The sequence below is a fragment of the Geminocystis sp. NIES-3708 genome (assembly GCF_001548095.1).
Lineage (GTDB): Bacteria > Cyanobacteriota > Cyanobacteriia > Cyanobacteriales > Cyanobacteriaceae > Geminocystis.
Genome location: NZ_AP014815.1, coordinates 3,272,453 through 3,295,799, shown reverse-complemented (window position 1 = coordinate 3,295,799; position 23,347 = coordinate 3,272,453). Strand labels below are relative to the sequence as shown.

At 32.4% G+C, this 23,347-nt stretch carries 23 protein-coding genes; 9 read left to right on the top strand and 14 right to left on the bottom strand.

Annotation, left to right across the window (positions count from 1 at the left end):
- Positions 1–82: 82 nt before the first annotated feature.
- The 3 genes from GM3708_RS14570 to GM3708_RS14560 all read right to left on the bottom strand — a co-directional run bounded on the left by GM3708_RS14570 (position 83) and on the right by GM3708_RS14560 (position 4,337).
- Entirely contained in the window at positions 83–1,708 is a 1,626-nt protein-coding gene (locus tag GM3708_RS14570; RefSeq protein WP_066348470.1) for a Ppx/GppA phosphatase family protein, read from the bottom strand.
- A gap of 504 nt (positions 1,709–2,212) precedes the next feature.
- The gene (gene lhgO, locus GM3708_RS14565) at positions 2,213–3,394 is read right to left on the bottom strand and encodes an L-2-hydroxyglutarate oxidase (protein ID WP_066349503.1); all 1,182 of its coding nucleotides are present in this window, start codon (positions 3,392–3,394) and stop codon (positions 2,213–2,215) included.
- Between the two features lie 43 nt (positions 3,395–3,437).
- On the bottom strand, positions 3,438–4,337 hold the full coding sequence (locus tag GM3708_RS14560; protein WP_066348467.1) for a phosphatidate cytidylyltransferase: 900 nt from the start codon (positions 4,335–4,337) through the stop codon (positions 3,438–3,440).
- Positions 4,338–4,500: 163 nt separating this feature from the next.
- On the opposite strand from GM3708_RS14560, the gene GM3708_RS14555 reads away from it, so the two are divergent.
- Complete coding sequence (locus tag GM3708_RS14555; protein ID WP_066348464.1) at positions 4,501–6,330, top strand: DNA phosphorothioation-associated putative methyltransferase; 1,830 nt, start codon at positions 4,501–4,503, stop codon at positions 6,328–6,330.
- A 54-nt stretch (positions 6,331–6,384) separates the two neighbouring features.
- Positions 6,385–7,386, top strand: a complete 1,002-nt coding sequence (locus tag GM3708_RS14550) for a glucokinase (protein WP_066348462.1) — start codon at positions 6,385–6,387, stop codon at positions 7,384–7,386.
- A 63-nt stretch (positions 7,387–7,449) separates the two neighbouring features.
- Here GM3708_RS14550 and GM3708_RS14545 read toward each other — a convergent pair whose 3' ends face one another.
- The 4 genes from GM3708_RS14545 to GM3708_RS14530 all read right to left on the bottom strand — a co-directional run bounded on the left by GM3708_RS14545 (position 7,450) and on the right by GM3708_RS14530 (position 9,212).
- Complete coding sequence (locus tag GM3708_RS14545; RefSeq protein WP_066348460.1) at positions 7,450–8,019, bottom strand: DUF3318 domain-containing protein; 570 nt, start codon at positions 8,017–8,019, stop codon at positions 7,450–7,452.
- Positions 7,997–8,200 carry a hypothetical protein gene (locus GM3708_RS14540; protein ID WP_066348459.1) on the bottom strand — a complete coding sequence of 68 codons (204 nt, stop codon included), beginning with the start codon at positions 8,198–8,200 and terminating at the stop codon, positions 7,997–7,999. The genes GM3708_RS14545 and GM3708_RS14540 overlap by 23 nt, the downstream gene beginning before the upstream one ends.
- Positions 8,201–8,440: 240 nt before the next feature.
- Positions 8,441–8,797 carry a dihydroneopterin aldolase gene (gene folB / locus GM3708_RS14535; protein WP_066348457.1) on the bottom strand — a complete coding sequence of 119 codons (357 nt, stop codon included), beginning with the start codon at positions 8,795–8,797 and terminating at the stop codon, positions 8,441–8,443.
- Between the two features lie 115 nt (positions 8,798–8,912).
- Positions 8,913–9,212 carry a YggT family protein gene (locus GM3708_RS14530; protein WP_066348454.1) on the bottom strand — a complete coding sequence of 100 codons (300 nt, stop codon included), beginning with the start codon at positions 9,210–9,212 and terminating at the stop codon, positions 8,913–8,915.
- 91 nt (positions 9,213–9,303) lie between these two features.
- On the opposite strand from GM3708_RS14530, the gene psbX reads away from it, so the two are divergent.
- From psbX to GM3708_RS14515, 3 genes are all read left to right on the top strand, one after another.
- Positions 9,304–9,420: a photosystem II reaction center X protein gene (gene psbX, locus GM3708_RS14525; protein WP_066348453.1), complete on the top strand. Its 117-nt coding sequence runs from the start codon at positions 9,304–9,306 to the stop codon at positions 9,418–9,420.
- Positions 9,421–9,582: 162 nt separating this feature from the next.
- Positions 9,583–10,386, top strand: a complete 804-nt coding sequence (locus GM3708_RS14520; RefSeq protein ID WP_066348451.1) for a Ycf66 family protein — start codon at positions 9,583–9,585, stop codon at positions 10,384–10,386.
- Between the two features lie 60 nt (positions 10,387–10,446).
- A complete protein-coding gene (locus GM3708_RS14515; protein WP_066348448.1) occupies positions 10,447–10,992 on the top strand; it encodes a TolB family protein in 546 nt (181 codons plus the stop codon).
- 141 nt (positions 10,993–11,133) lie between these two features.
- Here the strand turns inward: GM3708_RS14515 and GM3708_RS14510 are convergent, their stop codons facing one another.
- The 5 genes from GM3708_RS14510 to GM3708_RS14490 all read right to left on the bottom strand — a co-directional run bounded on the left by GM3708_RS14510 (position 11,134) and on the right by GM3708_RS14490 (position 16,579).
- Complete coding sequence (locus GM3708_RS14510; RefSeq protein WP_066348443.1) at positions 11,134–11,706, bottom strand: hypothetical protein; 573 nt, start codon at positions 11,704–11,706, stop codon at positions 11,134–11,136.
- A gap of 40 nt (positions 11,707–11,746) precedes the next feature.
- Complete coding sequence (locus tag GM3708_RS14505) at positions 11,747–12,961, bottom strand: type II secretion system F family protein (protein ID WP_066348441.1); 1,215 nt, start codon at positions 12,959–12,961, stop codon at positions 11,747–11,749.
- 67 nt (positions 12,962–13,028) lie between these two features.
- Positions 13,029–14,135, bottom strand: coding sequence for a type IV pilus twitching motility protein PilT (locus tag GM3708_RS14500; RefSeq protein ID WP_066349502.1), 1,107 nt, complete (start codon positions 14,133–14,135; stop codon positions 13,029–13,031).
- Between the two features lie 314 nt (positions 14,136–14,449).
- On the bottom strand, positions 14,450–14,902 hold the full coding sequence (locus GM3708_RS14495; protein WP_082714142.1) for a DUF2996 domain-containing protein: 453 nt from the start codon (positions 14,900–14,902) through the stop codon (positions 14,450–14,452).
- Positions 14,903–14,989: 87 nt separating this feature from the next.
- Positions 14,990–16,579, bottom strand: a complete 1,590-nt coding sequence (locus GM3708_RS14490; protein WP_066348437.1) for a glycoside hydrolase family 57 protein — start codon at positions 16,577–16,579, stop codon at positions 14,990–14,992.
- A 398-nt stretch (positions 16,580–16,977) separates the two neighbouring features.
- Here GM3708_RS14490 and GM3708_RS14485 point away from each other — a divergent pair, with 398 nt between their 5' ends.
- The 4 genes from GM3708_RS14485 to GM3708_RS14470 all read left to right on the top strand — a co-directional run bounded on the left by GM3708_RS14485 (position 16,978) and on the right by GM3708_RS14470 (position 21,087).
- Positions 16,978–18,342: a TolC family protein gene (locus GM3708_RS14485; protein ID WP_315862629.1), complete on the top strand. Its 1,365-nt coding sequence runs from the start codon at positions 16,978–16,980 to the stop codon at positions 18,340–18,342.
- Between the two features lie 168 nt (positions 18,343–18,510).
- Positions 18,511–18,726, top strand: coding sequence for a hypothetical protein (locus GM3708_RS14480; protein ID WP_066348433.1), 216 nt, complete (start codon positions 18,511–18,513; stop codon positions 18,724–18,726).
- Between the two features lie 290 nt (positions 18,727–19,016).
- A complete protein-coding gene (gene holA, locus GM3708_RS14475) occupies positions 19,017–19,991 on the top strand; it encodes a DNA polymerase III subunit delta (protein ID WP_066348431.1) in 975 nt (324 codons plus the stop codon).
- Entirely contained in the window at positions 19,984–21,087 is a 1,104-nt protein-coding gene (locus GM3708_RS14470) for a metallophosphoesterase (protein ID WP_066348429.1), read from the top strand. Before holA ends, GM3708_RS14470 begins: the two co-directional genes overlap by 8 nt.
- Positions 21,088–21,227: 140 nt before the next feature.
- Here the strand turns inward: GM3708_RS14470 and GM3708_RS14465 are convergent, their stop codons facing one another.
- Together GM3708_RS14465 and GM3708_RS14460 are read right to left on the bottom strand one after the other, a co-directional pair.
- On the bottom strand, positions 21,228–22,055 hold the full coding sequence (locus tag GM3708_RS14465) for a pentapeptide repeat-containing protein (RefSeq protein ID WP_066348427.1): 828 nt from the start codon (positions 22,053–22,055) through the stop codon (positions 21,228–21,230).
- Between the two features lie 7 nt (positions 22,056–22,062).
- The gene (locus GM3708_RS14460; RefSeq protein ID WP_066348425.1) at positions 22,063–23,310 is read right to left on the bottom strand and encodes a lipid-A-disaccharide synthase-related protein; all 1,248 of its coding nucleotides are present in this window, start codon (positions 23,308–23,310) and stop codon (positions 22,063–22,065) included.
- Positions 23,311–23,347: the final 37 nt, after the last annotated feature.

Genomic DNA, 23,347 nt, shown 5'->3' with positions numbered 1-23,347 from the left:
TATATTTTTTATCTTATATCTTGTAATTTTTCACTGGGCTTGTTAATTATCATAACTATTGTATAAAAGCCAGAAATTATTTTTATTTATGTAATGTAGTAATTACTTTTACTTGAAATTCCTGTTCAAAAATTGGTTTTTTATAATCTAAATTCCATAATTCTAAGGCACAATCATCATTAGGCAAAGAAGGAGTTAGATGCAAATGTAATTGTCTATATTCACTATCATATCTACATTCTAGGCTTTTTATTGCTCCAATTTGACGACGATCTAATGCGATCGCCAATCGAAGAATAGCACTTAATTGTTTAATGATTTGACGATGATAGTCTGATAAACAAGTATAAGTTTCATGTTTGCGTTTTGGTTTACTTTTACGGTGATAACGAGCAATTTGGGCAATTAATTCAATTTCAATTTCACTAAAACCCAATAATTCAGCATTACGAATCAAATAATAAGAGTGTTTATGATGAGCAGAATGAGAGATATATAAACCAGAATTATGTAAAATAGTGGATGACCAAAGATATTCTCTTTCCAAATTACCCCAAGAATGTAATAGATTTTTGGTGGCATCAAAAATATTAAGGGCAAAATCAGCTATTTTTTCGGCATGAGGTAAATCCACTCGATATTTATGGGCAATTTTATAAATATTTCTAGGTCGTACTTCTCCTTGAAGTGCAAGACGGTCTTCAATATAACCATGTTGCAACATCCAATCAACAATGACTCCTTCTCGCAAGGCACGTTCACAAATGGTAAGATATTCTATGTCTAGCATTTTCATTGCTTCTACCAAAATTGTAACTCCAGCTATGATAATTTCCGCCCTACGCTCAGACATTCCGGGTAAAGTAGCACGTTGGGCATAACTCATCGTAATTAGACGGCTTAAAATTGCTTCAATATCTCTTAGTGGTATTTGATAGCCATTGAGGGTTAAAGGTGCAACTTCTTGGTTTTGGGTAGAATGAATTAAAGCTAAAGTTTCTGCTGTGCCTGATGTGCCTACAAAAATCGGTGTTTCTCCTTGATTAAGAGCATTTTTAAATTCTTCCACAGGGCGCTCTAACATCCCTCTCACATAGGCTTGTAAACTAAAAAATTCTTGATGATTAATAGGATCACTATGAATAAAATCTTGAGTAAGACGAACAGCTCCTATTTTTGTACTACTTAAAAATCTTGCTTCTTTATTATCTCCCAAAACTATTTCTGTTGAGCCTCCTCCAATGTCAATCATAGCATGAACTTTTCCACCAAAATCCATACCTGATAAAACTCCTAGATAGATTCTTCTGGCTTCTTCCTGCCCTGATATTAAGTCAACATAAATACCTAACTCTGCTTGTATTAGTCTTAAAAATTCTTGTCCATTGGGAGCTTCTCGTGTCGCACTTGTTGCTACGGCAATAACTTGATCTGCTTTTAAGCTGTCTGCTAAATGTTTACAGCGTTTTAGAGCCGCTAAAGAACGATTTATAGCTTCTTCTGTCAGATTTCCTGTTTCGGGATGGCGATCACCCAATCTAACGGTATCTTTTTCTTTAGCAATGATACTGAAAGAAGGAATTTGAGCATTAATTTGTACTACTACCATATGAATGGAATTTGTCCCAATATCGATAGCACCTAAAATACAATCTTTTAATGCTTTTTTATTCTTTAATCCATTAGATACTTGAGTAATATTTGCCATAAATTAGTATTTATTTTGATGATTTTTAACTTATCTTTAATCCAAAAGAAAAGTTAAATATTTATCCCCTTTAAAAATACTATTACAGTTGTTAATAATTAACAATGATTGACACTCCATCGGGCTAAAGCCACGAGGATTCTTTAGAGGAGATAACCGAAAATGTCAGTTATTGCTGGTAACAACCACATTGTCATATCGTGCCTTAACACAAATACGACAGCAGTTCACAAGGCGGTGTCAATCGCCACTACACTGTTAGCTTTTGCTTTCAGTTTACTTTCAGAGTTGTGCTTTTCACTCACTTAACGTCTTTGCTTGTAGGGGCTGGGTCTGTAGTGCATTGCACCGAGTACCATTTCGGTAACTCATCTTTTCAACAGGTGTCCCACCACTAGGAGTCTCACCTACCGTTTTAAAGTCTTTGTGGCACAATATTTATATTATCAAACTAATGCCCTAAAGGGCAGGGTTTCAGACCCACGATTTTTTGATGATTCATAATTAATTAGAAATTTGCTCACAAATAGCTTTCCCAATTTCAAGGGAAGCAGTAGCAGCTGGAGAAGGTGCATTACATACATGAAGAGCATTGTTTGTAGATATAATCAAAAAATCTTCCACTAATTTACCATCAGTTTGTAACGCTTGTGCCCTAACTCCAGCAGGGGAAGGAATAATATCATCAGCCTTTACTTCGGGGATGAGAGTTTGCAAACTACGCACAAAAGCATTCTTGCTAAAAGAGCGAATAATTTCTTCTATCCCCTCGGCATAATATTTACTCACTAATTTCCATAATCCTGAATAAGTAGCAATTTCCGCAAATTCCCCTAAGTCAAAATCAGTTTTTTGATACCCTTCTCGTTTTAAACTTAACACAGCATTAGGTCCAGCATGAATATTACCATCAATTAAACGGGTAAAATGCACACCCAGAAATGGAAAATCGGGGTTGGGTACAGGGTAGATTAAATGTTTGACTAAATGACGTTTTTGGGGCTTTAGCTCATAATATTCACCTCTGAAAGGGATAATTTTCATTCTAGGCTCAACACCCCCCATCTTGGCGATTTTATCACTATATAAACCACCACAATTGATCAAATATTTTGCTTGAATTTCTCCTTGATTTGTAATTAAAATTTGGGGTGATGATGAGTTTATTTTCATCACTTGAGTATTAAATTTAATTTCTCCCCCTTTATTCGTAAAAATTTCAGCATATTTTTGAGCCACTTGTTTATAGTCAACAATTCCTGCCGTTGGCACTTGTATTGCCGCTAAACAACTAACATAAGGCTCAATTTCTTTGACTTCTTCGAGGGATACTTTTTTGACAGGAATACCGTTATTTAATCCTCGTTGATATAAATTTTCCAATAACGGTAATTCTTTCTCTTTACAAGCTACGATTAACTTACCACAAACATCATGGTTAATATTATATTGTTGACAAAATTTCACCAATTCTTGATTTCCTTTGGTAGTTAAAATTGCTTTATAACTACCCGGTTTATAATAAATTCCTGAATGGATAACACCACTATTATGGCCTGTTTGATGTACTGCACACTGATTCTCTTTTTCTACTAAAATAACTGTTTTATTAGGGTATTTTTCTTGTAATGCGATTGCCGTAGCTAATCCGACAATACCACCGCCAATAATTGCAAAATCGTAAATCATAATTAATAATAAATTTACATCATTCACTGAATTTTAAAATTCAAGAATAAGAAAATAAAGGTAATAATAAAGTAACAAAATAATAAACTAAAGGTGCAGTAAAAACATAACTGTCCGTTCTATCTAATATACCACCATGACCTGGAATTAATTCTCCTGAATCTTTAACTCCTGCATCTCTTTTCATCATGGATTCAAGTAAATCACCAAATAAGCTAACGATACCAATAAGCAAACCGAGTAACGCTCCTGTTAGTTGCCAGTAATTCCAGCCTAAAAACCACGCCCCCCATAATCCCACTAACATACTTCCCGTAATACCAAATAATGATCCTTCAACGGTTTTTTTAGGACTAATATTAGATAATTTAGTTTTACCAAAATTTTTACCAATCAAATATGCACCAATATCCGCAGCCCAAATACAAGCCATGGCTATAAAAGTAATTTTAAGAGCATCAGGAAAACTGCTCAAATCAAAAATATTTGCAGGAAAATAACCATCTAAGGGTAAATTGTGAATGTTAGGAATAGTTTGAGCATAAGCGGCATCTTGTCCTAAACTGACTCTTAATCGTATCCAATAACTAGGTAAATATCCAGCATAAAATAATCCTAAAATTGATGTGGAGATGTCAGCGATGGTAGCTAATTTAGGCAAAAATAATAAATAAAAACAAATTAATGCCCCTGCTAAAGCAAAAGTTGCGTCAGTTAAACTAGGAATAAATGTAGCGGTGATTAATAAAAACTGAGAAACTACCATTGTAGTCTTACTAGCCGGTTCTATTCCTTTGGCTTTTACGAGTCGAAAATACTCAACTTGTGCCAAAAACACGATGACTCCAAAGCTAATAGTAAAATATAAACCACCTAAGATAATCATTATTAATGCTAAGGCGATCGCAACTATCGTGCTAATGGTTCGAGTATAAGACATATTTTAACAATGGGCAAAATATTTGGAACTAATCTTCTATTTTATCTTAAAATTTAGGATAAGTAATTAACAATTGAGAATGAGTAATTAGTCATCAGTAATTCAATGTAATCAAAAATCCAAAATTATCATTAGTGTAATTATCATTTATCCATTAACTAATATGATAAATAATTTTGAGAAAATATCTAATATTGCTCGTCAAAGCGTGATTGGGAAACACCTTCCAAATAGTCTTTATGTACATATTTCTGCTTTAATTTACTTAGATATTTCTTTACAAAAGTACGAGCAACAAACAAGAGAATTAGTTAAGAATATTGATGATTTTACTCTCGTTAAATTTAACTTAGAAAAAGTAAAAATATCTTATCTTTATTATCCTGATTTTGATACTAATCCCCATCCCGCTCTTATTAAAAGTATTGTTGTTAATATCCAAGATCAAGTAAGTAAAGTTATTAATTATAATAATGAGAATAATCCACCAATTTTACATAGAAAAGAAACTTTTGTAAATATCAATTATATCCATTATGAAAAATTTAAACATTTAACTCATATAGAAGAAAAATTGGGCTTATTAGATAATACTCGTTATATTGGTCTTAGAAAAGAATGGGAACAATTATTAACTGACCATTCCTTAATTTTTATTGACCATAATTTAGCTTGTCATATTAATAATAATCCTCAAGAATTCATCAAAATTGAACGTCACAAAGCTGCAATTCATAGAAATAGACTTTCTCGCCCTGTTAATTTAGCATTAGAAGCTGGTTTATTTTCTGAAAAAACTACTTTTTTTGATTATGGATGTGGTCATGGTTTAGATGTAAAAATTATGGCAGAAAAAGGATATGAAAGTAACGGTTGGGATCTTTTTTATCATCCCGATAATCCTTTAAAAGATTCGGATATTGTCAACTTAGGATACATTATTAACGTAATTGAAAATGTAGCTGAAAGACGAGAGGCTTTAGTAAAAGCATGGTTATTAACTAAAGAAATTTTAATTGTCGCCGCCCAAGTATTAATTGATGATCGTCAAAGGGGTTTTATGGCTTATGGTGATGGCATAATAACAGAAAGAAATACTTTTCAAAAATATTATGAACAAGAAGAATTAAAAACTTATATTGAAAGTGTTTTAAATAAAGAAGCAATTCCCGCTGGATTAGGCATTTATTTTATTTTCAGAGATGAAGAAAAAGCTAACAATTTTCGAGCTTCTCGTTTTCATTCTAAAGTAAAAGCACCTAGAATTTTATTACCTATCAAAAAATTTGATGATTATCAAGTACTATTAAATCCTCTGATTAATTTTTATACAGAAAGAGGAAGACTACCTCAAAAAGGAGAGTTATCTCAAGAAGCGGAAATTAAAGCAGAATTTCGTTCTTTTAAACAAGCATTTAAGATAATTTTACAGGTAACAAATGAGTCAGAGTGGGATCAAATAGCAGATCAACGTCGTCAAGATATATTATTATATTTAGCCTTAAGTCGTTTTGGAAATAGACCAAATATTCGTCAATTATCTCCTATCTTAAAAATGGATATAAAAAATTTATTCGGAAATTATCAAGCCGCTTGTTTTCTAGCTGATGAAATGTTAATTACTCTGAGAAATTTAGAAATAATTAAGAAAATTTGTCAAGATTTAACAATAGGCAAAGTATTTGAAAAAAGTTATTTAGTTCATTTAGATATGTTAGATTCTTTACCGACATTATTACGTTTATATGAAGGTTGTGCTAGTCGTACTATTGGCAGAATGGAAGGAGCAAATTTAATCAGATTTTATTTTAATATTCCTCGTATAAGTTATTTATATGTACCTGATTTTAATAGGAAAAAAGAACCAGTTTTACGCACAACTATGACTATTGATTTACAAGATTTAAGAGTACAATATCGTAATTTTATAGATGATACAAATGCCCCTAAAATAAAAGATAAACATTTATTAATTTTTGCTGATAATGGTTGACAACTAATAATAAATAATCAATCATTAATTATTAATTAAATTTATCTGATTATTATGAAAGTTATTATTGGTGATATTGGTGGTACAAAAACCTTATTAAGTCTATTAGAATTAAATAATAATGGAGACTATAAAATATTAAAACAAACAAAATATGCTAGTGTTAATTATAATAATTTTCAATCAATGATTAAAGATTTTTTAGAGGAAGATTCTGCTGAAGAAGGTTGTTTTGCTATTGCAGGACCTGTTATTAATAATAGTTGTGATTTAACAAACTTAAATTGGTACTTAGAAGCTGACACTTTAGCTGATGAATTGGGTATTAAAAAAATAACTTTATTAAATGATTTTGCTGCGGTTAGTTATGGAATTTTAACATTAAAAAATAATGAAATATGTACTTTACAAGAAGGCGAAAAAAATTATGATTCAACCATAGCCGTAGTTGGTGCTGGTACAGGATTAGGAGAAAGTTTTTTAGTGAATCATGATAGAAAATATAAAGTTATTTCCACCGAAGGAGGGCATACAGATTTTAGTGCTAAAAATGAATTGGAATGGCAATTAGTAAATTATTTAAAGCAAAAAAATAAATGGGATCGAGTTTCAGTAGAAAGAGTTGTTTCAGGACAAGGTATCGTATCAATTTATCAGTTTTTAAGAGATATTAATTTCGCTGAAGAATCTCCTGATATTAGTCAAAAAATTAAACAATGGGAATCAGGAGATAATTCTATTGATGTCGGAGAAATAATTGGATTATCAGCGATAAAAAAAGATAATATTTTGACAACTAAAACAATGTCAATTTTTATTGAAAATTATGCTTCAGAAATTGGTAATTTTGCTTTAAAAATTTTGCCTTACAGTGGTATTTATATTGCAGGAGGTATCGCAACAAAAATAACCAGTTTATTACAAGAAAATCATTTTATTGATATTTTTTTAGCCAAAGGAAGAATGAAAAAATTATTAGAAAAAATGCCTTTATATATTGTAGAAAATCCAGAAGTAGGATTAAAAGGATGTATTTATTATTTATTGAAGAGATAGTCTTTTTTTCTATCTCCTCTGTCTCGCCCTCATCAGAAAACTAATAACTAATAACTGCAACTTCTAATTAATTCTCATCAAATTTTGTACTCTCAATAATTCAATAAAATTTAAACTACGACGAGATTCTATTTTTGGTAAACTCTCTATAGCTTCTATTAAATATTTTTTTGCTTCTTGAGATGAATAACCACGTCTTATTGCTACTTTTATTCCTCCTTCGTCTGCCTCTAATTCTTTCTCGATACTAAGATTTTTTTGCCAAATTTGATTTCCTGCTATTGTCAATAAGCTACCAGCAACAATAATTCCCACGATGTCTTGATTAGCAATTTCAAAGGTTAAGCCTCCTAATGCTGACAATAAAACACCCTGATAAATATCGAATTTAAACCATTTTACGCCTAAAGAAAAAGCCACACTTCTTAATAAGAGTAAGTCTCTTTGAGGAATAGATAATTGTTTCCATAAGTCGAAATTGATATAAATTAAACGGTTTTTTGATCGCCAGGGAGGGGGGAAAACAGTATTAATAATTTCAGTTTGTTGAGGTTTACTGCGGATTTTACAACATATTCGTCCAGATGCTGGCATCAAATCTTGTAGGCGATTAATTTCCTGTTCTATACTCATCTTGATTTTCGTGAGAAGGTAAAAAAGAATCTTGCAACCAACAAGTCTCTAATAATCTAATTTTGTATAAATACCAAAAGCGAGTTGGTTTCCAAACAGATTCATATTCAATACTGGGAATTAATGATTGATTAAGATATTCCCATACAGCACGACTAACTTTACGTACGTTGTAAATCATAGTATTTATCTCCTTAGTAAGTGATTAATAACACGAAATTAAACTAGATTCACTTCCTCACAGCCATTAGATTTCCATCTACTACTAATTTGACAGATTTCTGAAATTTTTATATCAACAAGAAAAACAGAGATAAATTGCTAATTATCTCTAAAATTCCGATTATTTGCCTAATAATGATTAATTTCTAACACTGAAAAAATTAGTAATAATTGACAAATATGTAAACTTTTCTAACGTTTATTTACTTCTGATAATATCAATGGTTATTCTACCCCCAAAATCAGGAATAGGTGGTGCAGGTTTTGATAGTCTAACTCTAACTTTCTCGATAGGCTCAATTTTTAAAATATCTTCTGCAATTACATCAGCTAATTTTTCTATCAGTTCAAATTTAGCGGTTTTAATGATATGTTTAACTATTGCAATAGTATTTCGATAATCAACGGTATCTTTTAAATCGTCACTTTTTCCTGATAATTCTAAATCTACCCATAAAGTTAAATCAACTTCAAACCATTGACCTAAAATTCTTTCTTCTGGTAACAAACCTGTATAACCATAACTACGAATACCTGAAACTTCGATACAATCCATAAATAGTAATTAATATAAAATTGATACTTTGATAACATTCTTTAATAAAGCACAAAAAACCAGATGATAATATTTCTTTTTAAATTAATTGTGCATAAAAAAATTTTAATTTTATTTATATTGAACCATGTCTAATTACTAAGGTAATAAGTCCTTGTTGACCTAATAAAATTTCTCGTAATAAGCTAAAAATTCCTAACCAAACAATGGGAGAAATATCGATACCCCCAAGAGGAGGGATAATTTTACGAGTAGGTACTAAAAAAGGCTCTGTGGGCAAATATGCTAATTTGTAAGGAAAATCAGCAAGATTTACATTGGGATACCATGTTAAAACAATCCGAAAAATAAATAATAATGTCATGATAGACAATACAATACCAAGAGTAATACTGCTAATAATTGCTATGTTCATAAATTAGTTACTTTTGTTCAGCTTAAATAACTATCTATTCTAATGTAAAATGATAATGATAATTTTTAGTAAGCACAAGGTATAAAAAAATATGACTCCTTCTTTAGCTAATTTTCTTTGGAGCTTGGTGTGGGGCGCAGCCATCGTCGTTATTCCCGCAACTATTGGTTTAATTGCCGTTAGTCAAGCTGATAAAATTCGTCGCTAATATTTTAGAAAATACTTAGTTATTTCTTATTTATTTTTTCATTGGGCGAAACCAATTCGCCCCTACTAATAAGAACTGTGAAATATTAATTTTCACTAAAAAATTATAGATTCGAGTGATGTTCGTTAAGATAGAAAAAATATCATCCTTTAGGTTTTAGTAATGGTTAATTTTGGTTTTAACTCAGCGAGTATATTAGGCATTTTTTTAGCCTTAGCTGGTGGTGGATTATACCTACTACGTTCTTTACGCCCTGAAGTTTCAAGAGATCATGATATATTTTTTGCTGCGGTAGGTTTACTATGCGGTGGCATTTTACTTTGGCATGGTTGGCGTTTAGATCCTATTCTTCAGTTTAGTCAATTACTTTTAGCAGTTACAGCCGTCTTTTTTGCGGTAGAAAGTGTACGTTTAAGAGGTGTCACAACCGATCAAATGAAAGGACGTTCCTCTTATGTAGATGATGATCGCCCTAATAGCAGAGTTTATCGGGCAGAATTAGCTCAAATGGACGGTTATGAAGATGATTATGAAGATGAAGAAGAACAACCCCCTCGTCGCCGTTTACAAGGAACTCCTACAAAATCATCTTCTCGTCGTGGTAATTATGAAGAACAACCCCCTCGTCCTCGTTCTCGCCGTCCCCCTTCTTCTGGTTACAGTCAAGAACCCCCTGTAAATAATCCTCGCCGTACTGCAAATAATTCTTCTCGTCCTCGTCGAAACTATGATGATTGGCAAGAAACACCAGATCATTGGGATGAAAGTTCTTCTGAATCTCGTCGTAACTCTCCTCGAGTTTCTAATAATTCTCCGAGTATTCCTCCAGAAAGAAAAACAAAAAAACGTCGTCCAAAATCGGCAGATGATATAGTTTCTAGTGTTGGGACAGAATACGTTGACTATCAACCGTTAGATGAAGAAAATCCTAATAATCCTGAAAATACCGACAATTTTGACTATTAAAACTCAGTAATTTTTATAATAGTTTATGTTTACCCTTTTTTATTCTTCATCTAATTAGTTTTGAAGCTATTTTTTTTTGTTCTTCTTCTATCTTCTGGTTGGCTCATCAGTGGTTGTAATTCTAATAATTTACCTTCTCTATCTAATTCTCTCAATAGTCGATATAATGACGAACAACCAGCTCTTAGTGGTGATGGTCGTTGGTTAGCAATGATTTCTAATCGTTATGGACGCAGAGAAGTTTTACTGTATGATTTACAGCAACAATCTTTTGTAAGTTTGCCCGGTTTAAATTTACCAAATGCCATTACAGATAGTCCTAGTCTTAGTCGTACTGGTCGATATATTGCTTATATATCAAGCATTCAAGGGCGACCAGATATATTTTTATATGATCGGGCTACCAAACAAACTCAATTATTAACTCAAGGTTATCGTAGTTGGCTCAGAAATCCTCGTATTAGCCCTGATGGTCGCTATATTGTTTTTGAGACTGCCCGTCGTGGACAATGGGATATAGAAGTACTAGATTTAGGTACAAATATTGAATTAGATCAAGTTGATGGAATTGTAAACAATGAAAAACCAAACGATAGCCCACAATAAAAGAATTAATTTTATTTAATTTCTGAGAGAATTCATATAAAATCTAATCAAAACCCCCCACAGTTAAAAATAAAATCAATTTAAGGGAAGAAATTATCAATTTTGACTGATGTTGGCTATTGCCTGATTTCTTGGAGAACTCTAATAAGTTAATGCTTGTTCACTTTCTTGATCCGCTAACGCTTCAGGAATATATTCAATATATGGCAAAGAAGACCCTAATAAGCCTTTTTTAATTCTTTCAGAAGTTTGAGGAAAAACAATAAATAATGGGTGAATTTGTTCCGCTAAATCACTAAAAATATGTTCTTCAGCATGAGGCATAACCCATTCATATTCTTTATGAAGATAAATTTGTGATTGTCGCCAACGTCTTAGTAAATCAGAAAAATCTTCTTGAGGACGATGGATAAATACCAGTATTTCTACCCCCATTTTAATCTTCCATTCAGGATCACACATTAAGATGGCTAAATCGCAAGGAATAGGAGTAACTTCGTCCAAACACATCTGACTTAAATTATCTCCAGAAACTGTCCTTAAATTACGTACTTTTGCCAGAGGCAAAGGAATAGCAATAACGCTATCACTAGGTCGTCTCATACTAGGTATCATCTCTAAATATTGACGATATTGACCTAGCAAAGAAACAATACGCTCTCGATTACTATAATCAGCTAGTACCGTTTCATAATCTGATTGTTTTATACTCATCATCTAATAGTGGATAATTATTTTTTTTGACATAGTATTTTTAGCCTAACTGATCGAAAATAGCGAACATTGGAAGATACATAGACAATAAAATAGTCCCTACCATTCCCGCAATACCTACCATCATAATAGGTTCAATGACGCTAGTTAAAGCTTTGACTGCCTGTTCTACTTCATCTTCATAAAAGTCAGCCACTTTCATCATCATAGAATCTAATTCCCCTGTTTCTTCACCAATCATCATCATTTGTATTGCCATGGCGGGAAATACTTTTCTTTCAGAGATCGCTAAACTTAACATTCCTCCTTCTAAAACTGCATCTTTAGCCGCTCCAATAGCATTAGCAATAACTTTATTAGAGATAGTTTCTTGTACAATATCTAAACATTGAAGAATTGGAACACCCGAACGAGTTAAAGTACCAAATACTCGACAAAAACGAGCAACTGCACTTTTTTCGTTTAAATCCCCAAAAATAGGTACTTTTAAGGCTAGTTGATCGATTTGTAATCTCCCTGCTGGGGTTTTGTAATATTGTTTAAAAGCAAACACTGCACCAATAAAACCGAAAATAGGTAAAACTACTTTAGGACTTCTTAAAAAGTTACTTAAGTTCACCATGAATTGTGTTAAAGCTGGAAGTTCCGCACCTAAACCATCGAAAATACCAGCAAATACAGGAATCAGAAAAATAGTCATTCCCAAAAAAGCTAATACGGCAAAAATTCCTACCGTTACAGGATAAGCCATCGCTGATTTAACTTGGTTTTGTAACCGTGCGACATCTTCTAATAATTTTGCCAGACGATTCATTACTTCATCTAAAACCCCTCCAGTTTCTCCAGCTTCTACCATGGAAACATAAAGTTGATCAAAACAATCAGGATGTTTAGACATTGCTTCAGACAAGTTAGTTCCTTGCTGTACATCTGAACTAATAATCATCAAGGCTTTTTTAAATTTTGGATTACTAGATTGTTCGGCTAATACCGTTAGAGTTCTGATAATTGCTACCCCGGCATTAACTAATACTGCAAATTGACGAGAAAAAATAGCTTTATCTTTCACCGTCACCTTACTCATCGCCGCTTCAATACTAGCCAGATCAAATTCCATCCCTGCTTTTTTTATTTTACCGATGGAAGAAAATCTTTTTTTGAGAATACTTCTTGCCTCGTCCTGAGAGTCGGCAACAACTCTTTCTTCTAGTATGTTACCTGATTTATCTTTGACTTGAACAATAAATGTAGCCATATCTTTATATAGAAATTGACAATGAATAATTATTAATTACTACTACTTACTACTTATTATTTATTACTTATCTTTTTTTTGTTGCAGTACCTTCCATACCACTACCAACTAATAAACGTTTTAATTCATCGGGTTTACTGCTTTTAGCTAATCCTTCTTCTAAACTAATTGTTCCCGTTTTTACGTAACCTGCTAAGGCTTGTTCCATGGTTTGCATTCCTAATTTACCTCCTGTTTGAATCGCTGAGTAAATCTGAGGTGCTTTTGCTTCCCGAATCAAGTTAGCGATCGCTGGAGTAACAATCATAATTTCTTGAGCCATCGCTCGTCCAAATTCACCAGGTTTGGGATTTTTCTTCTTAGCCAAAGTTTGAGCAAATACGGCTAGTAAAGAGTTAGATAACATTGCCCGAATTTGTCCTTGTTCTGCGGAGGGAAAAACATCAATAATACGATCTATCGTACCAGCTGCTGAACTAGTGTGAAGAGTTCCGAATACAAGGTGTCCTGTTTCCGCCGCACTAACAGCGAGAGAGATAGTTTCTAAATCTCGCATCTCACCCACCAGAATAATATCAGGGTCTTCCCTTAAAGCCGCTTTTAATGCATTAGCAAAACTTTTTGTATCTTCTCCTTTTTGTCGTTGATGAAATAAGCTATTAACATTAGGAAATACATACTCAATGGGATCTTCTACAGTTAAGATATGTTCGGCACGAGTACGATTAATTAAATCTAACATTGCGGCTAAAGTTGTTGTTTTACCAGATCCAGTAGGTCCTGTTACAAGAATTAAACCTCGAGGACGATCAGTCATTTCCTTGACAATATCAGGTAAACCCAATTGATCAAAGTTAGGAATTTTAGAAGATAAAGCTCTTAAACAAGCCGCATAACAACCTCTTTCTTTATAGACATTAACCCGAAATCGAGCTAAACCTTTAACTCCATAAGAACAATCTAGCTCCCATTCTTGCTCAAGGGTTTTACGCTGAGTGTTATTTAACATACTAAAAATTAGTTTTTGACACTCTTGAGGAGTCAATGGATCTTCACCAATAGGAGTAAGTTTACCACTGATGCGAAAATAAACAGGTGCCCCTGCTTGAATGTGCATATCAGAGCCACCTAATTCGACTAACTGCTCCATTAAGTCTTCGATCATTAATTCCATAAATTCCATTCTCCGCAATCTAAAAGCTATTTTCAATATAACTCAATATTTAGATGAAAAAAAGAGTAATGAACTATAAAAACAATAAACGACAGACTCTTGATAATAGGGTGATATACAGATTGTTACTATGAATAAATAAATAGGGATTTTTGAATGTGGTTAGGAGGGAAAGCAACGGCAACTCTTGGAATGATTTTCAAAGACAAAATAGAGAGATAGGGATGTTTTTTTTCACCCCGTTTCCGTATTCTGTCTTACCTTGATCTTTCTTAGATTCTTTATTGTTGAAATAAATAACTATTGACTATTGATTAATTTCTAGCTAACCATTTTTGACCATTTAAACGCTTAAGCAGAAATAAAACCATCAAATCAAGAGTTGCTTTGCGCTCATCAATCATAAAAGATTCAAGAGTACTGGGTTTTTGACCATCGGTACTGCAAGAAAAGGCTTTTTGTCCATTTATATCTTCATTTAAGAAGTAAAGAGAAAATTGACGATTTTTAAGATTACCCCACAGTTGCCAACACTCAGGATTAGATTCAAAACCTGTCATAGCAATTTCTCCTTTTTTCAACTCTAATGATACATTTTCTAACCCCTGTTTTTCTAACGCAGTTTTGAGAGTAGGGATAAAATGTTGCTCTATAAATTCGGTAAAAGGTTTATCTTCTAAAGCTGGAGGCTTCTCTTTTTTAGGAGGTTTAGCTTTTATTTCTGCGGATTTATTTACGGTTTCTGTTACCTTAGTTTCTTCAGTCATAAGTTTAATAATAATTGGACAAAATTTTTTAATCAAAGAAGGAAATAGAACATTAGTCTTCTAGTCTCCTTCTCTTGTTTTCTTCAATTAAAGTGGGCGATAGACCCTATAATCAATTTCTGGGAAAATATTATCAATCTCCTCTACTTGTGTTAACCAACCAGAATCAATTTTCTCTGCTAGAATCTCCTCATAAAGTTTATTTAATCTTAGCAAATGACTTTTTGTTCGCCTTACTGCATAAGGTACCATTGTTCCTGTACGCATGATAAATGCCCAATCAGAAGACTGTGCCAATAATAGTTCCCTTGCAGCTTGATTTAAAGCCCGTAATTGTAATTCATCGGCAGGTTCAATGGTTGCTAAATGAATCATTTTTTCAGCCCCTTTATGAAGATGAGGATAAACCCACGCATTGGTATGATTTAACCAATATTCATGGAAGCCTTTATAACCCCAACTTGATTGAGAGGGAATCGCTACTTGTTGAGTAGGATGTCCTTTTAAATAATCAGCTAAATGAATCATATAAAGGGAATCTTGATCGAACCAAGCTTTACGGAACAGAAAATCAATAAATTGAGGTCCTTCATACCACCAATGTCCGTATAATTCAGCATCATAGGGTGAAACCACAAGAGGCTCTCTTTGCATCATTCCTGCTAAGTGTTGAACTTGCTGTACTCGGTTATATAAAAAGTTTCCTGCGTGTTCTGCGGCTTTTTCCCTTGCCCAATAAGGATCATAAAGAGCTTTATCCGATAAACCAGCTTGACGGCTAGTAATTTTATGATATTTAATCCCAACATTTTTCCGTTGACCGTTGGGCATAATATAGGGTTTAATATAGTCGTAATCAGCTTCCCAGCCTAAATCCTTATAAAATTCACGATATACAGGATCACCCGGATAACCTACTTCTGATGACCAAACTTGTTGAGAAGATTCATGATCACGACCAAAAACTGCTACCCCAGGTTCAGTAAAAATGGGAGCATAAGTGCCAAAACGAGGACGTGGACGGGCATAGAGTAAACCATGACCATCGGTTAGAAAGTATCGTAAACCAGCATCGGCTAACATTCTTTCTAAACCTTCATAATAGGCACATTCGGGCAACCAGATTCCACGAGGACGAATACCAAAATTTTCTTCATAACTTTGACAGGCAACTTCGATTTGTGCCCATACCGCTTGAGGATACATCTTCATCAAGGGTAAATAACCATGAGTTGCACCGCAGGTAATAATTTCAACGTTATTACTATCTTGAAAATGCTTAAAAGCAGTGACTAAATCACCTTTATATCTTTCCCATGTTTGACGAATTTCTTTGAATTCCTGAGCATAATATTCGGCAAGATATTTAATATGCCCATTATGCTCATTATGTTCAATTTCTTTTTCTAGTAATTCTTGTAATTTTTCTAAATGTTCGTTATATCTTTCTTGTAATAATTTATCTTTGAGCATAGACACTAAAGGGGGTGTCATACTCATGGTTATTTTAAAATCGACTCCATCTCGTTTTAATCCTTCAAAAACGTGGATTAACGGTATATAAGTTTCGGTGATTGCTTCATACAACCACTCTTCTTCTAAGACATAATCACTTTCTGGATGGCGAACGAAAGGTAAATGTGCGTGTAGCACTAAGGCAAGGTAGCCAAGAGCCATAATATGTCAATAACTATTTGCTAGTTTTTACAGGTTGACAGTTAATAATATTATCTGTCATTAGAATTTTATGATAAAACGAGCGTGACTCACATTAAAATAAATAGTCAATTTCTAACTAAATTTTCTAATATTTGTGAATAATAAAAAGAAGGATCATTTTTTTCTATATACTTTTTTTTCAAAAGTAGGAGAAATACGATACTTACAAATACAATTAATCACAAAAGTATTGTCAAGATTTTTCAGTAAATAAATTATAATAACTATCTGAAAGTAACCTTTATATTATACAAATGTCTTATCAAAAAAGTTTTTCTTTTCTCTTTACCTCCTTATATTTAGGCTTAAGTTCGATTAGTCCGTCCTTTGCTCAGGAGGCGAACAATAATCAATTAATGAACAAAAATAATTCTGCTTCTCCTATTAGTAATACTACAAAATTTAATTCTAGTGCAAATCCCTTGCTTTTCCCGACCAAACCTAAAGAGGTTAACATCGAAAAAGAACAATCTATCACATTAGAACAGGCTATTGAAATTGCTTTAAAAAATAATAAGGAATTACAAGCGGCTAGGCTCGTATTGCAAAGGTCGGAAGATGGTTTAAGAGCTTCTTTAGCGGCTCAATTACCTACTCTTGATGGAAATTTAGAATTTAATCAACGGGCAGATGATGTTCCATCCGCACAAGAGACTTTTATTAGTAGAAATAGAACTTTATTAATCGGGCAATTGGAAGTAGGTTACGAGCTTTATAATGGTGGACGGAGAAATGCCACCATTGAGCGATCTCGTCGAGAAGTTTATCTTAGTAAATTAGATGTGGAAAGAATTTCCGAAGAAACTCGTTTTAATGCTAGTAATACTTATTATGAGTTACAAAATAGGGATGCTCAAGTAGCCATCGCCCAAGCAGCCATTGAAGATTTTTCCCAAACTTTAAGAGATGCTCAATTATTAGAACAAGCAGGATTAGGTACGAAATTTGATGTTTTACAAGCAGAAGTAGATTTAGCCAATGCAAATCAAGCTTTAACAAGGGCGATCGCAGAACAACGTAATTCCAGAAGAAGATTAGCGGAAGTCTTAAGTGTTGGGCAAAATGTAGAATTAACGGCGGCAGATGAAATTAAAGAAAATGGAACATGGGAATATTCTTTGGAAGAAAGTATTGTTATGGCTTATAAAAATAGGGCTGAATTGGAACAGTTATTGGTAAGACGAGAGATTAGTAATCAAGATAGGCAAATCGCCCTTTCAGACACTCGCCCCCAAGTAAGTTTGTTTGCAAACTACAATTTTACTAACACCTTTGCTGATAATCTTAGTACCCTCACTGGTTATGCTGATGGTTATAACACAGGTGCGAGAATTAGTTGGCGATTATATGACGGTGGCATCGCTAAAGCTAGAGCAGATCAAGAAACTCGTAATATTGAGATTGAAGAAACTAATTTTGCTAACCAAAGAAATAAAATTCGTTTACAAGTAGAAAATTCTTATAATACATTGATCGCCAATCAAGAAAATATTAAAACCACTGAAACGGCAGTAATTACCGCTACAGAAAGCCTTCGATTAGCTCGATTAAGATTTCAAGCAGGAGTGGGAACTCAAACCGATGTAATCAATGCTCAGAGAAGTTTAACAGAGGCAAGAGGTAACTTTTTACAAGCCATTATTGGATATAATCAATCCCTCAATGAATTACAAAGAGGTGTGAGTAATTTACCTGATAATAATCTTTTTGAAATTAGATAAATAAAACTAAAGAAGAACTTCGATCAGTTTTCAAAATATGATTATGTTTTTTCGGAGTTCTTGTTCTGTTGAGATATTAATTATTGTTGACACTTAAATTTTGTAAGTTAAGATTAGGTTAAGATAAATTTAAGTCTAATATATAAATAAGTGTAGGGGTTAGAAAAAATGAACAATATTGTTCTTCAAAAAGTTAAACAAGACTTTCTCTATCCAATTTCTTCTTATCACGGCAAAGACTATTTTAATGGCTTAATTCCTAATCAAAAATTACAAAAGTTTACATCTGAAGTGACTTATATTGCTGGTTTGCATGGTAATGGTAAGCTATCAACTCAACAAGCTTTTGAAAAAATAGAACATTTATGTCATATATTAGATTAGCTTGGAATTAACAACAAGAAATGAAGATAAAAGTAAAAACTTTTTATTGTCAATTCTAAGTAAAGTTGTGTCATAAATTGTATCTATAAACAAATAGAAGCAATCAAGTGGGTTATCATCAGCACTAAATAAATGAAATCACAATATTGAGATTAAAAGCAATATAGTCGAATCATAATGAATAATAGAGTTGAATCTTAATACGAAGTGTCGCTGAACGAACTCCTTATCAAGAATACTTATTTATTTTTGTAATAAATTAGTTACTAATTTCTCAATACTAATTATTTATGCCAATTTATTTATACTGGGGTGAAGATGATTTTGCCATGAGTCAGGCAATTTCTACTCTTAAACAAGATAACCTTGATCCTAATTGGATTCAGTTCAATTTTGACAAATTTACAGGAGACAAAGAAGATTCTATTCTTTCTGCTTTAATGCAAGTCATGACTCCTGCTTTTGGTATCGGTTCTCGTTTTGTATGGCTATTTGAGACAAATATATGTCAAAATTGTTCGGAAGAATTGTTAACCCAATTACAACGCACAATTCCTCAAATACCAGAATCAACTCATTTTTTGCTAACCACCAGTAAAAAACCTGATGCGAGAATAAAAAGTACTAAATTAATCAATAAATATGCAAAAGTCGTTGAATTTGCTTTAATTTCTCCTTGGCAAACCGAAATTTTAGTTAAAAAAGTAGAAGAAGTTGCCGCTGAAAAACAAGTCAGATTAACTCCAGAGGCGATTAAAATTTTGGCTAACTGTGTGGGAAATGATAGTCGTTTATTATGGCAAGAATTAGAAAAATTATCTATTTATCAAGGTAATAATCAACAACTAATTGATGAAGAAACAGTTAAAAATTTAGTCAATGTTAGTACTCAAAATAGTTTACAGTTAGCACAGGCAATTCTGGGTCAAAATATTCCTTATGCCTTAGAATTAGTTAACGATTTAATTACTTTAAATGAACCAGTATTAAGAATTGTAGCTACTTTAGTAGGGCAGTTTCGTACATGGGCGATCATTAAAACTATGATCGAATTAGGAGAAAAAGATGACAAAAAAATTGCAGAATCTGCTGACATAAGCAATCCGAAAAGAATCTATTTTTTGAAACAAGAAATAAAAAACCGATCAGCAAAACAACTATTATCTAGCTTACCTATTTTACTAGAATTAGAAGCTAGTTTAAAATTAGGTGCTGATCCTTTAAATTCTCTGGAAACCAAAATTATAGAACTATGTAATGTTTAATTTAATTAACAGAAAAAGACAGAAGTTATTAATATTAACTATAACAACTTTAATCATCTTTATTATCATTGAATATTTGGGACAAAATTTAAGCAATCAACAAGTATTAGCTAATAAGAAATTTTCTCCTGAAATTCAAGAAGTTATCCATCAATATAAGCCTACTCAACCTCGTAGAGGTGACGTTAGATTATTAGTTATTAGTGACTTAAACAGTGCCTATGGTTCAACAGAATATGAAAAGGAGGTACACTTAGCCTTGAAAATGATCCCTTTTTGGCAACCAGATCTAATACTATGCAGTGGTGATATGATTGCAGGGCAAAAATCTACTTTAACACCTCAACAAATTCGCAGTATGTGGAAGGCTTTTGACAGTCAAATCGCACAACCAATAAGAAAATTAAATATTCCTTTTGGTTTTACTATCGGTAACCATGACGCTTCAGGTGCCATTAATAATTATAAATTTACTTTTCAACAAGAAAGAGATTTAGCCATGGAATATTGGCAAAATTCTACTCACAACACAAAAGTTAAGTTACTTGATAATAGTCTTTTTCCCTTTTATTATACCTTTGAACAACAGGGAATTTTCTTTTTAGCTTGGGATGGTTCAACCAGTAATATTCCCAATGATAAATTGAGATGGATTGAAAAAAACCTATCCTCAAAAAAAGCTCAAGACGCTAAAATGAGAGTAATCATAGGACATTTACCATTATATGCCGTTGCTGAAGGTAGAAATAGAGTTGGAGAAGTATTAAGTAATGCTGAAAATTTAAGAGCTTTACTGGAAAAATATAATGTACATACTTATATTAGCGGACATCAACACGCCTACTATCCTGCTTATAAAGGCAATTTACAATTATTGCACACTGGAGCTTTAGGTTCAGGACCTCGAAAATTATTAAATACCGCGATCGCACCACGCAAAACCATAACGATTATCGATATTAATTTTGATGACAAAAATTTAACTACTTATAGCACTTATAATATGGAAAATTTTCAGCTTATTAAATATGAAGAATTACCAAAATTTATAGAAGGTCATAATGGTATAGTTTATCGCAGAAATGTAAGTCAATAAAGACTATTTTTTCATAAATAACTGAAATCCATCTACTAGTAAATTATCTATATAATTCATTTATTTAATTTTCTAGCATTGGTGAAGAAAAATAATCATTGGCTAATTTTATTAGAAAATTTTGATTATGATAATAAATATTAATTATCAATGGTCATAATAATATCTTCTAAATTGGCCAGATCAAAATTAGTTTGACTAATATTCGTATTAACTAAATTTGCTTTTTGAAGATTCGCTCTGGTAAAATTTGACCATAGGAGTTTAGCTTCTGATAAATTAGCATGAGAAAAGTTAGTCATCTTAAAACTACCCCATGTCATCATACTGTCATAAAAATTAGCATTATTAAAATCTCCTTTAACAAAATTACCTCCACTTAAGTTGGCATGACTAAAGTTAGCATGGGCAGCATAAATACCAACTCCATTAACACCATTCATCTGAGTTAAGGATAAATTTGCCCCTTCTAGGTTGGTATTCATCATAATGGCATTTGTCAAGTTTGCCCCTTGTAAATTAGCACCTTGTAGATTAGCCTCAGTTAAATTAGCACGACTCAGGAGACAGTTTATCATGGTAGCATGACTAAGATTTGCTTTTTTTAAATTAGTGTCGTGTAACAAGCTACAATTTAAAATGGCATAACTAAAATCACTGTCACTCAGATTAGCATTACGCAAACTAGAATCCGATAAATTGGATTTAGCTAAATTTGCTTTATGAAGATTCGCTTGTATTAAATTAACTGCTGTTAAATCTCCTCGAATAATAGCATTAGTAAGATTTGTTTCTTTAAAATTAGCTTCTGATAATGAACAATCTACTAAATTAACATCACTTAAATCTGCTTCTTTGAGGTTAATACGACTCAGATTAATATTACCTAATATTTGACCGTGAAGATCAACTTTCTCAAAGTTAGTTTCTCCTCTATGGTATCTTTCTAATAATTCTTGAACATCCATAATTAATTTAGCGATTTTCGGTTAACAAATCTATTTTTTTGATGATAAATTCGGCGATTCTTTTAGCAGCACCTGTTTCTCCTAATCTTTTTTTTCCGTTAGTGGCAATAGAATGCAATAAATCAGGAGTTGACAATAAATCTTGTATTTTTTTTCCTGCTTCTTGAGGATGATTGACTAATTGTAGAGAAATTCCTAATAAACGAGCTTGATTTTCGGCGAATTTCTGATTATATTGAGGACCATTACCCGGAAAAGCGATAACAGGTTTTCCTAATCCCACAAATTGCTCTGTTGCTGTACCAGCCATAGCTATAGACATATCACAATAATTTAAACATTGATCATAGGCATTTTGACTTAAAATTAATTTTACCCCTTTCTTAGTAAATACCATTATTTGGGAATCGTTAATAGGTGTATTCACGGATTTTAATGGATTTTCCTGCCATTGTCTAGGACTTAGTAATTCAGTAAATTTACTTAAACTTAATGATGGTGTAATGGCAGCAACAAAAGTTAAATCATGATATTTACTATCAATAATAGATTCCACAGCTTGAAGTATTAATTGCCAATTATCGAGAGCTTCTGGTAATCTTGAACCAGGTAAGAGTAAAATTTTCAAAGAATCTTCATTATCTGAAGGCAATGAAGAAATTGTTAAATCATCCATCATCGGATTACCTAAATCATAGGCACAGATATTATCCTCTTGTAAACTTTGAGCCGTAATTGAATCTCTGGGAAAAACTCCAAAACAACGGTTATTTTTCATCAACCATCTTTCCCAAGGATAATATATTGAACCAAAATAACGATCAATTTTCGAGATATTCTCTAACCAAGCATCTTCATTTCTTAAATAATATTCTGACTTCGCTGTACCAATAAAACTATATTTTGCACCACTTAACCATGCACATAAAAGAGGTAAAATATCTCCTACTGCTAAAATATAACCATCATTTTTTGCCCATAATTTTACCGCTTTAAATTGAGTCAAAGTTAAACTAATTAAACCGTTATTTATATCTCGCCACAATTGCTTATTATCCATATAAATAAAACCACCAGAAGGCATTTTCTTTACAGGGGCAATAAAAGATATATTTTCTCTAACATAAGCATATCCTTCCCCTACCATTGGTAAACAAGTAATAGAAATTTGCGGATTAATTTGTCGTAACTGGTTTATAATCTTTATAGCAATTAAATCTTCACCGTGGCCATTACTTATAATTAATAAATTCATTGATAAAAAAGTCTATATTTAATAGTTAATCATATTT

What these genes read in the sequence shown, in the direction of transcription:
- GM3708_RS14570 (WP_066348470.1), bottom strand. Translation starts at nt 1,708, where the DNA reads ATGGCAAATATTACTCAAGTATCTAATGGATTAAAGAATAAAAAAGCA.
- GM3708_RS14560 (WP_066348467.1), bottom strand. Translation starts at nt 4,337, where the DNA reads ATGTCTTATACTCGAACCATTAGCACGATAGTTGCGATCGCCTTAGCA.
- GM3708_RS14555 (WP_066348464.1), top strand. Translation starts at nt 4,501, where the DNA reads ATGATAAATAATTTTGAGAAAATATCTAATATTGCTCGTCAAAGCGTG.
- GM3708_RS14550 (WP_066348462.1), top strand. Translation starts at nt 6,385, where the DNA reads ATGAAAGTTATTATTGGTGATATTGGTGGTACAAAAACCTTATTAAGT.
- GM3708_RS14545 (WP_066348460.1), bottom strand. Translation starts at nt 8,019, where the DNA reads ATGAGTATAGAACAGGAAATTAATCGCCTACAAGATTTGATGCCAGCA.
- GM3708_RS14540 (WP_066348459.1), bottom strand. Translation starts at nt 8,200, where the DNA reads ATGATTTACAACGTACGTAAAGTTAGTCGTGCTGTATGGGAATATCTT.
- folB (WP_066348457.1), bottom strand. Translation starts at nt 8,797, where the DNA reads ATGGATTGTATCGAAGTTTCAGGTATTCGTAGTTATGGTTATACAGGT.
- GM3708_RS14530 (WP_066348454.1), bottom strand. Translation starts at nt 9,212, where the DNA reads ATGAACATAGCAATTATTAGCAGTATTACTCTTGGTATTGTATTGTCT.
- psbX (WP_066348453.1), top strand. Translation starts at nt 9,304, where the DNA reads ATGACTCCTTCTTTAGCTAATTTTCTTTGGAGCTTGGTGTGGGGCGCA.
- GM3708_RS14520 (WP_066348451.1), top strand. Translation starts at nt 9,583, where the DNA reads ATGGTTAATTTTGGTTTTAACTCAGCGAGTATATTAGGCATTTTTTTA.
- GM3708_RS14510 (WP_066348443.1), bottom strand. Translation starts at nt 11,706, where the DNA reads ATGAGTATAAAACAATCAGATTATGAAACGGTACTAGCTGATTATAGT.
- GM3708_RS14505 (WP_066348441.1), bottom strand. Translation starts at nt 12,961, where the DNA reads ATGGCTACATTTATTGTTCAAGTCAAAGATAAATCAGGTAACATACTA.
- GM3708_RS14500 (WP_066349502.1), bottom strand. Translation starts at nt 14,135, where the DNA reads ATGGAATTAATGATCGAAGACTTAATGGAGCAGTTAGTCGAATTAGGT.
- GM3708_RS14495 (WP_082714142.1), bottom strand. Translation starts at nt 14,902, where the DNA reads ATGACTGAAGAAACTAAGGTAACAGAAACCGTAAATAAATCCGCAGAA.
- GM3708_RS14490 (WP_066348437.1), bottom strand. Translation starts at nt 16,579, where the DNA reads ATGGCTCTTGGCTACCTTGCCTTAGTGCTACACGCACATTTACCTTTC.
- GM3708_RS14485 (WP_315862629.1), top strand. Translation starts at nt 16,978, where the DNA reads ATGAACAAAAATAATTCTGCTTCTCCTATTAGTAATACTACAAAATTT.
- GM3708_RS14480 (WP_066348433.1), top strand. Translation starts at nt 18,511, where the DNA reads ATGAACAATATTGTTCTTCAAAAAGTTAAACAAGACTTTCTCTATCCA.
- holA (WP_066348431.1), top strand. Translation starts at nt 19,017, where the DNA reads ATGCCAATTTATTTATACTGGGGTGAAGATGATTTTGCCATGAGTCAG.
- GM3708_RS14470 (WP_066348429.1), top strand. Translation starts at nt 19,984, where the DNA reads ATGTTTAATTTAATTAACAGAAAAAGACAGAAGTTATTAATATTAACT.
- GM3708_RS14465 (WP_066348427.1), bottom strand. Translation starts at nt 22,055, where the DNA reads ATGGATGTTCAAGAATTATTAGAAAGATACCATAGAGGAGAAACTAAC.
- GM3708_RS14460 (WP_066348425.1), bottom strand. Translation starts at nt 23,310, where the DNA reads ATGAATTTATTAATTATAAGTAATGGCCACGGTGAAGATTTAATTGCT.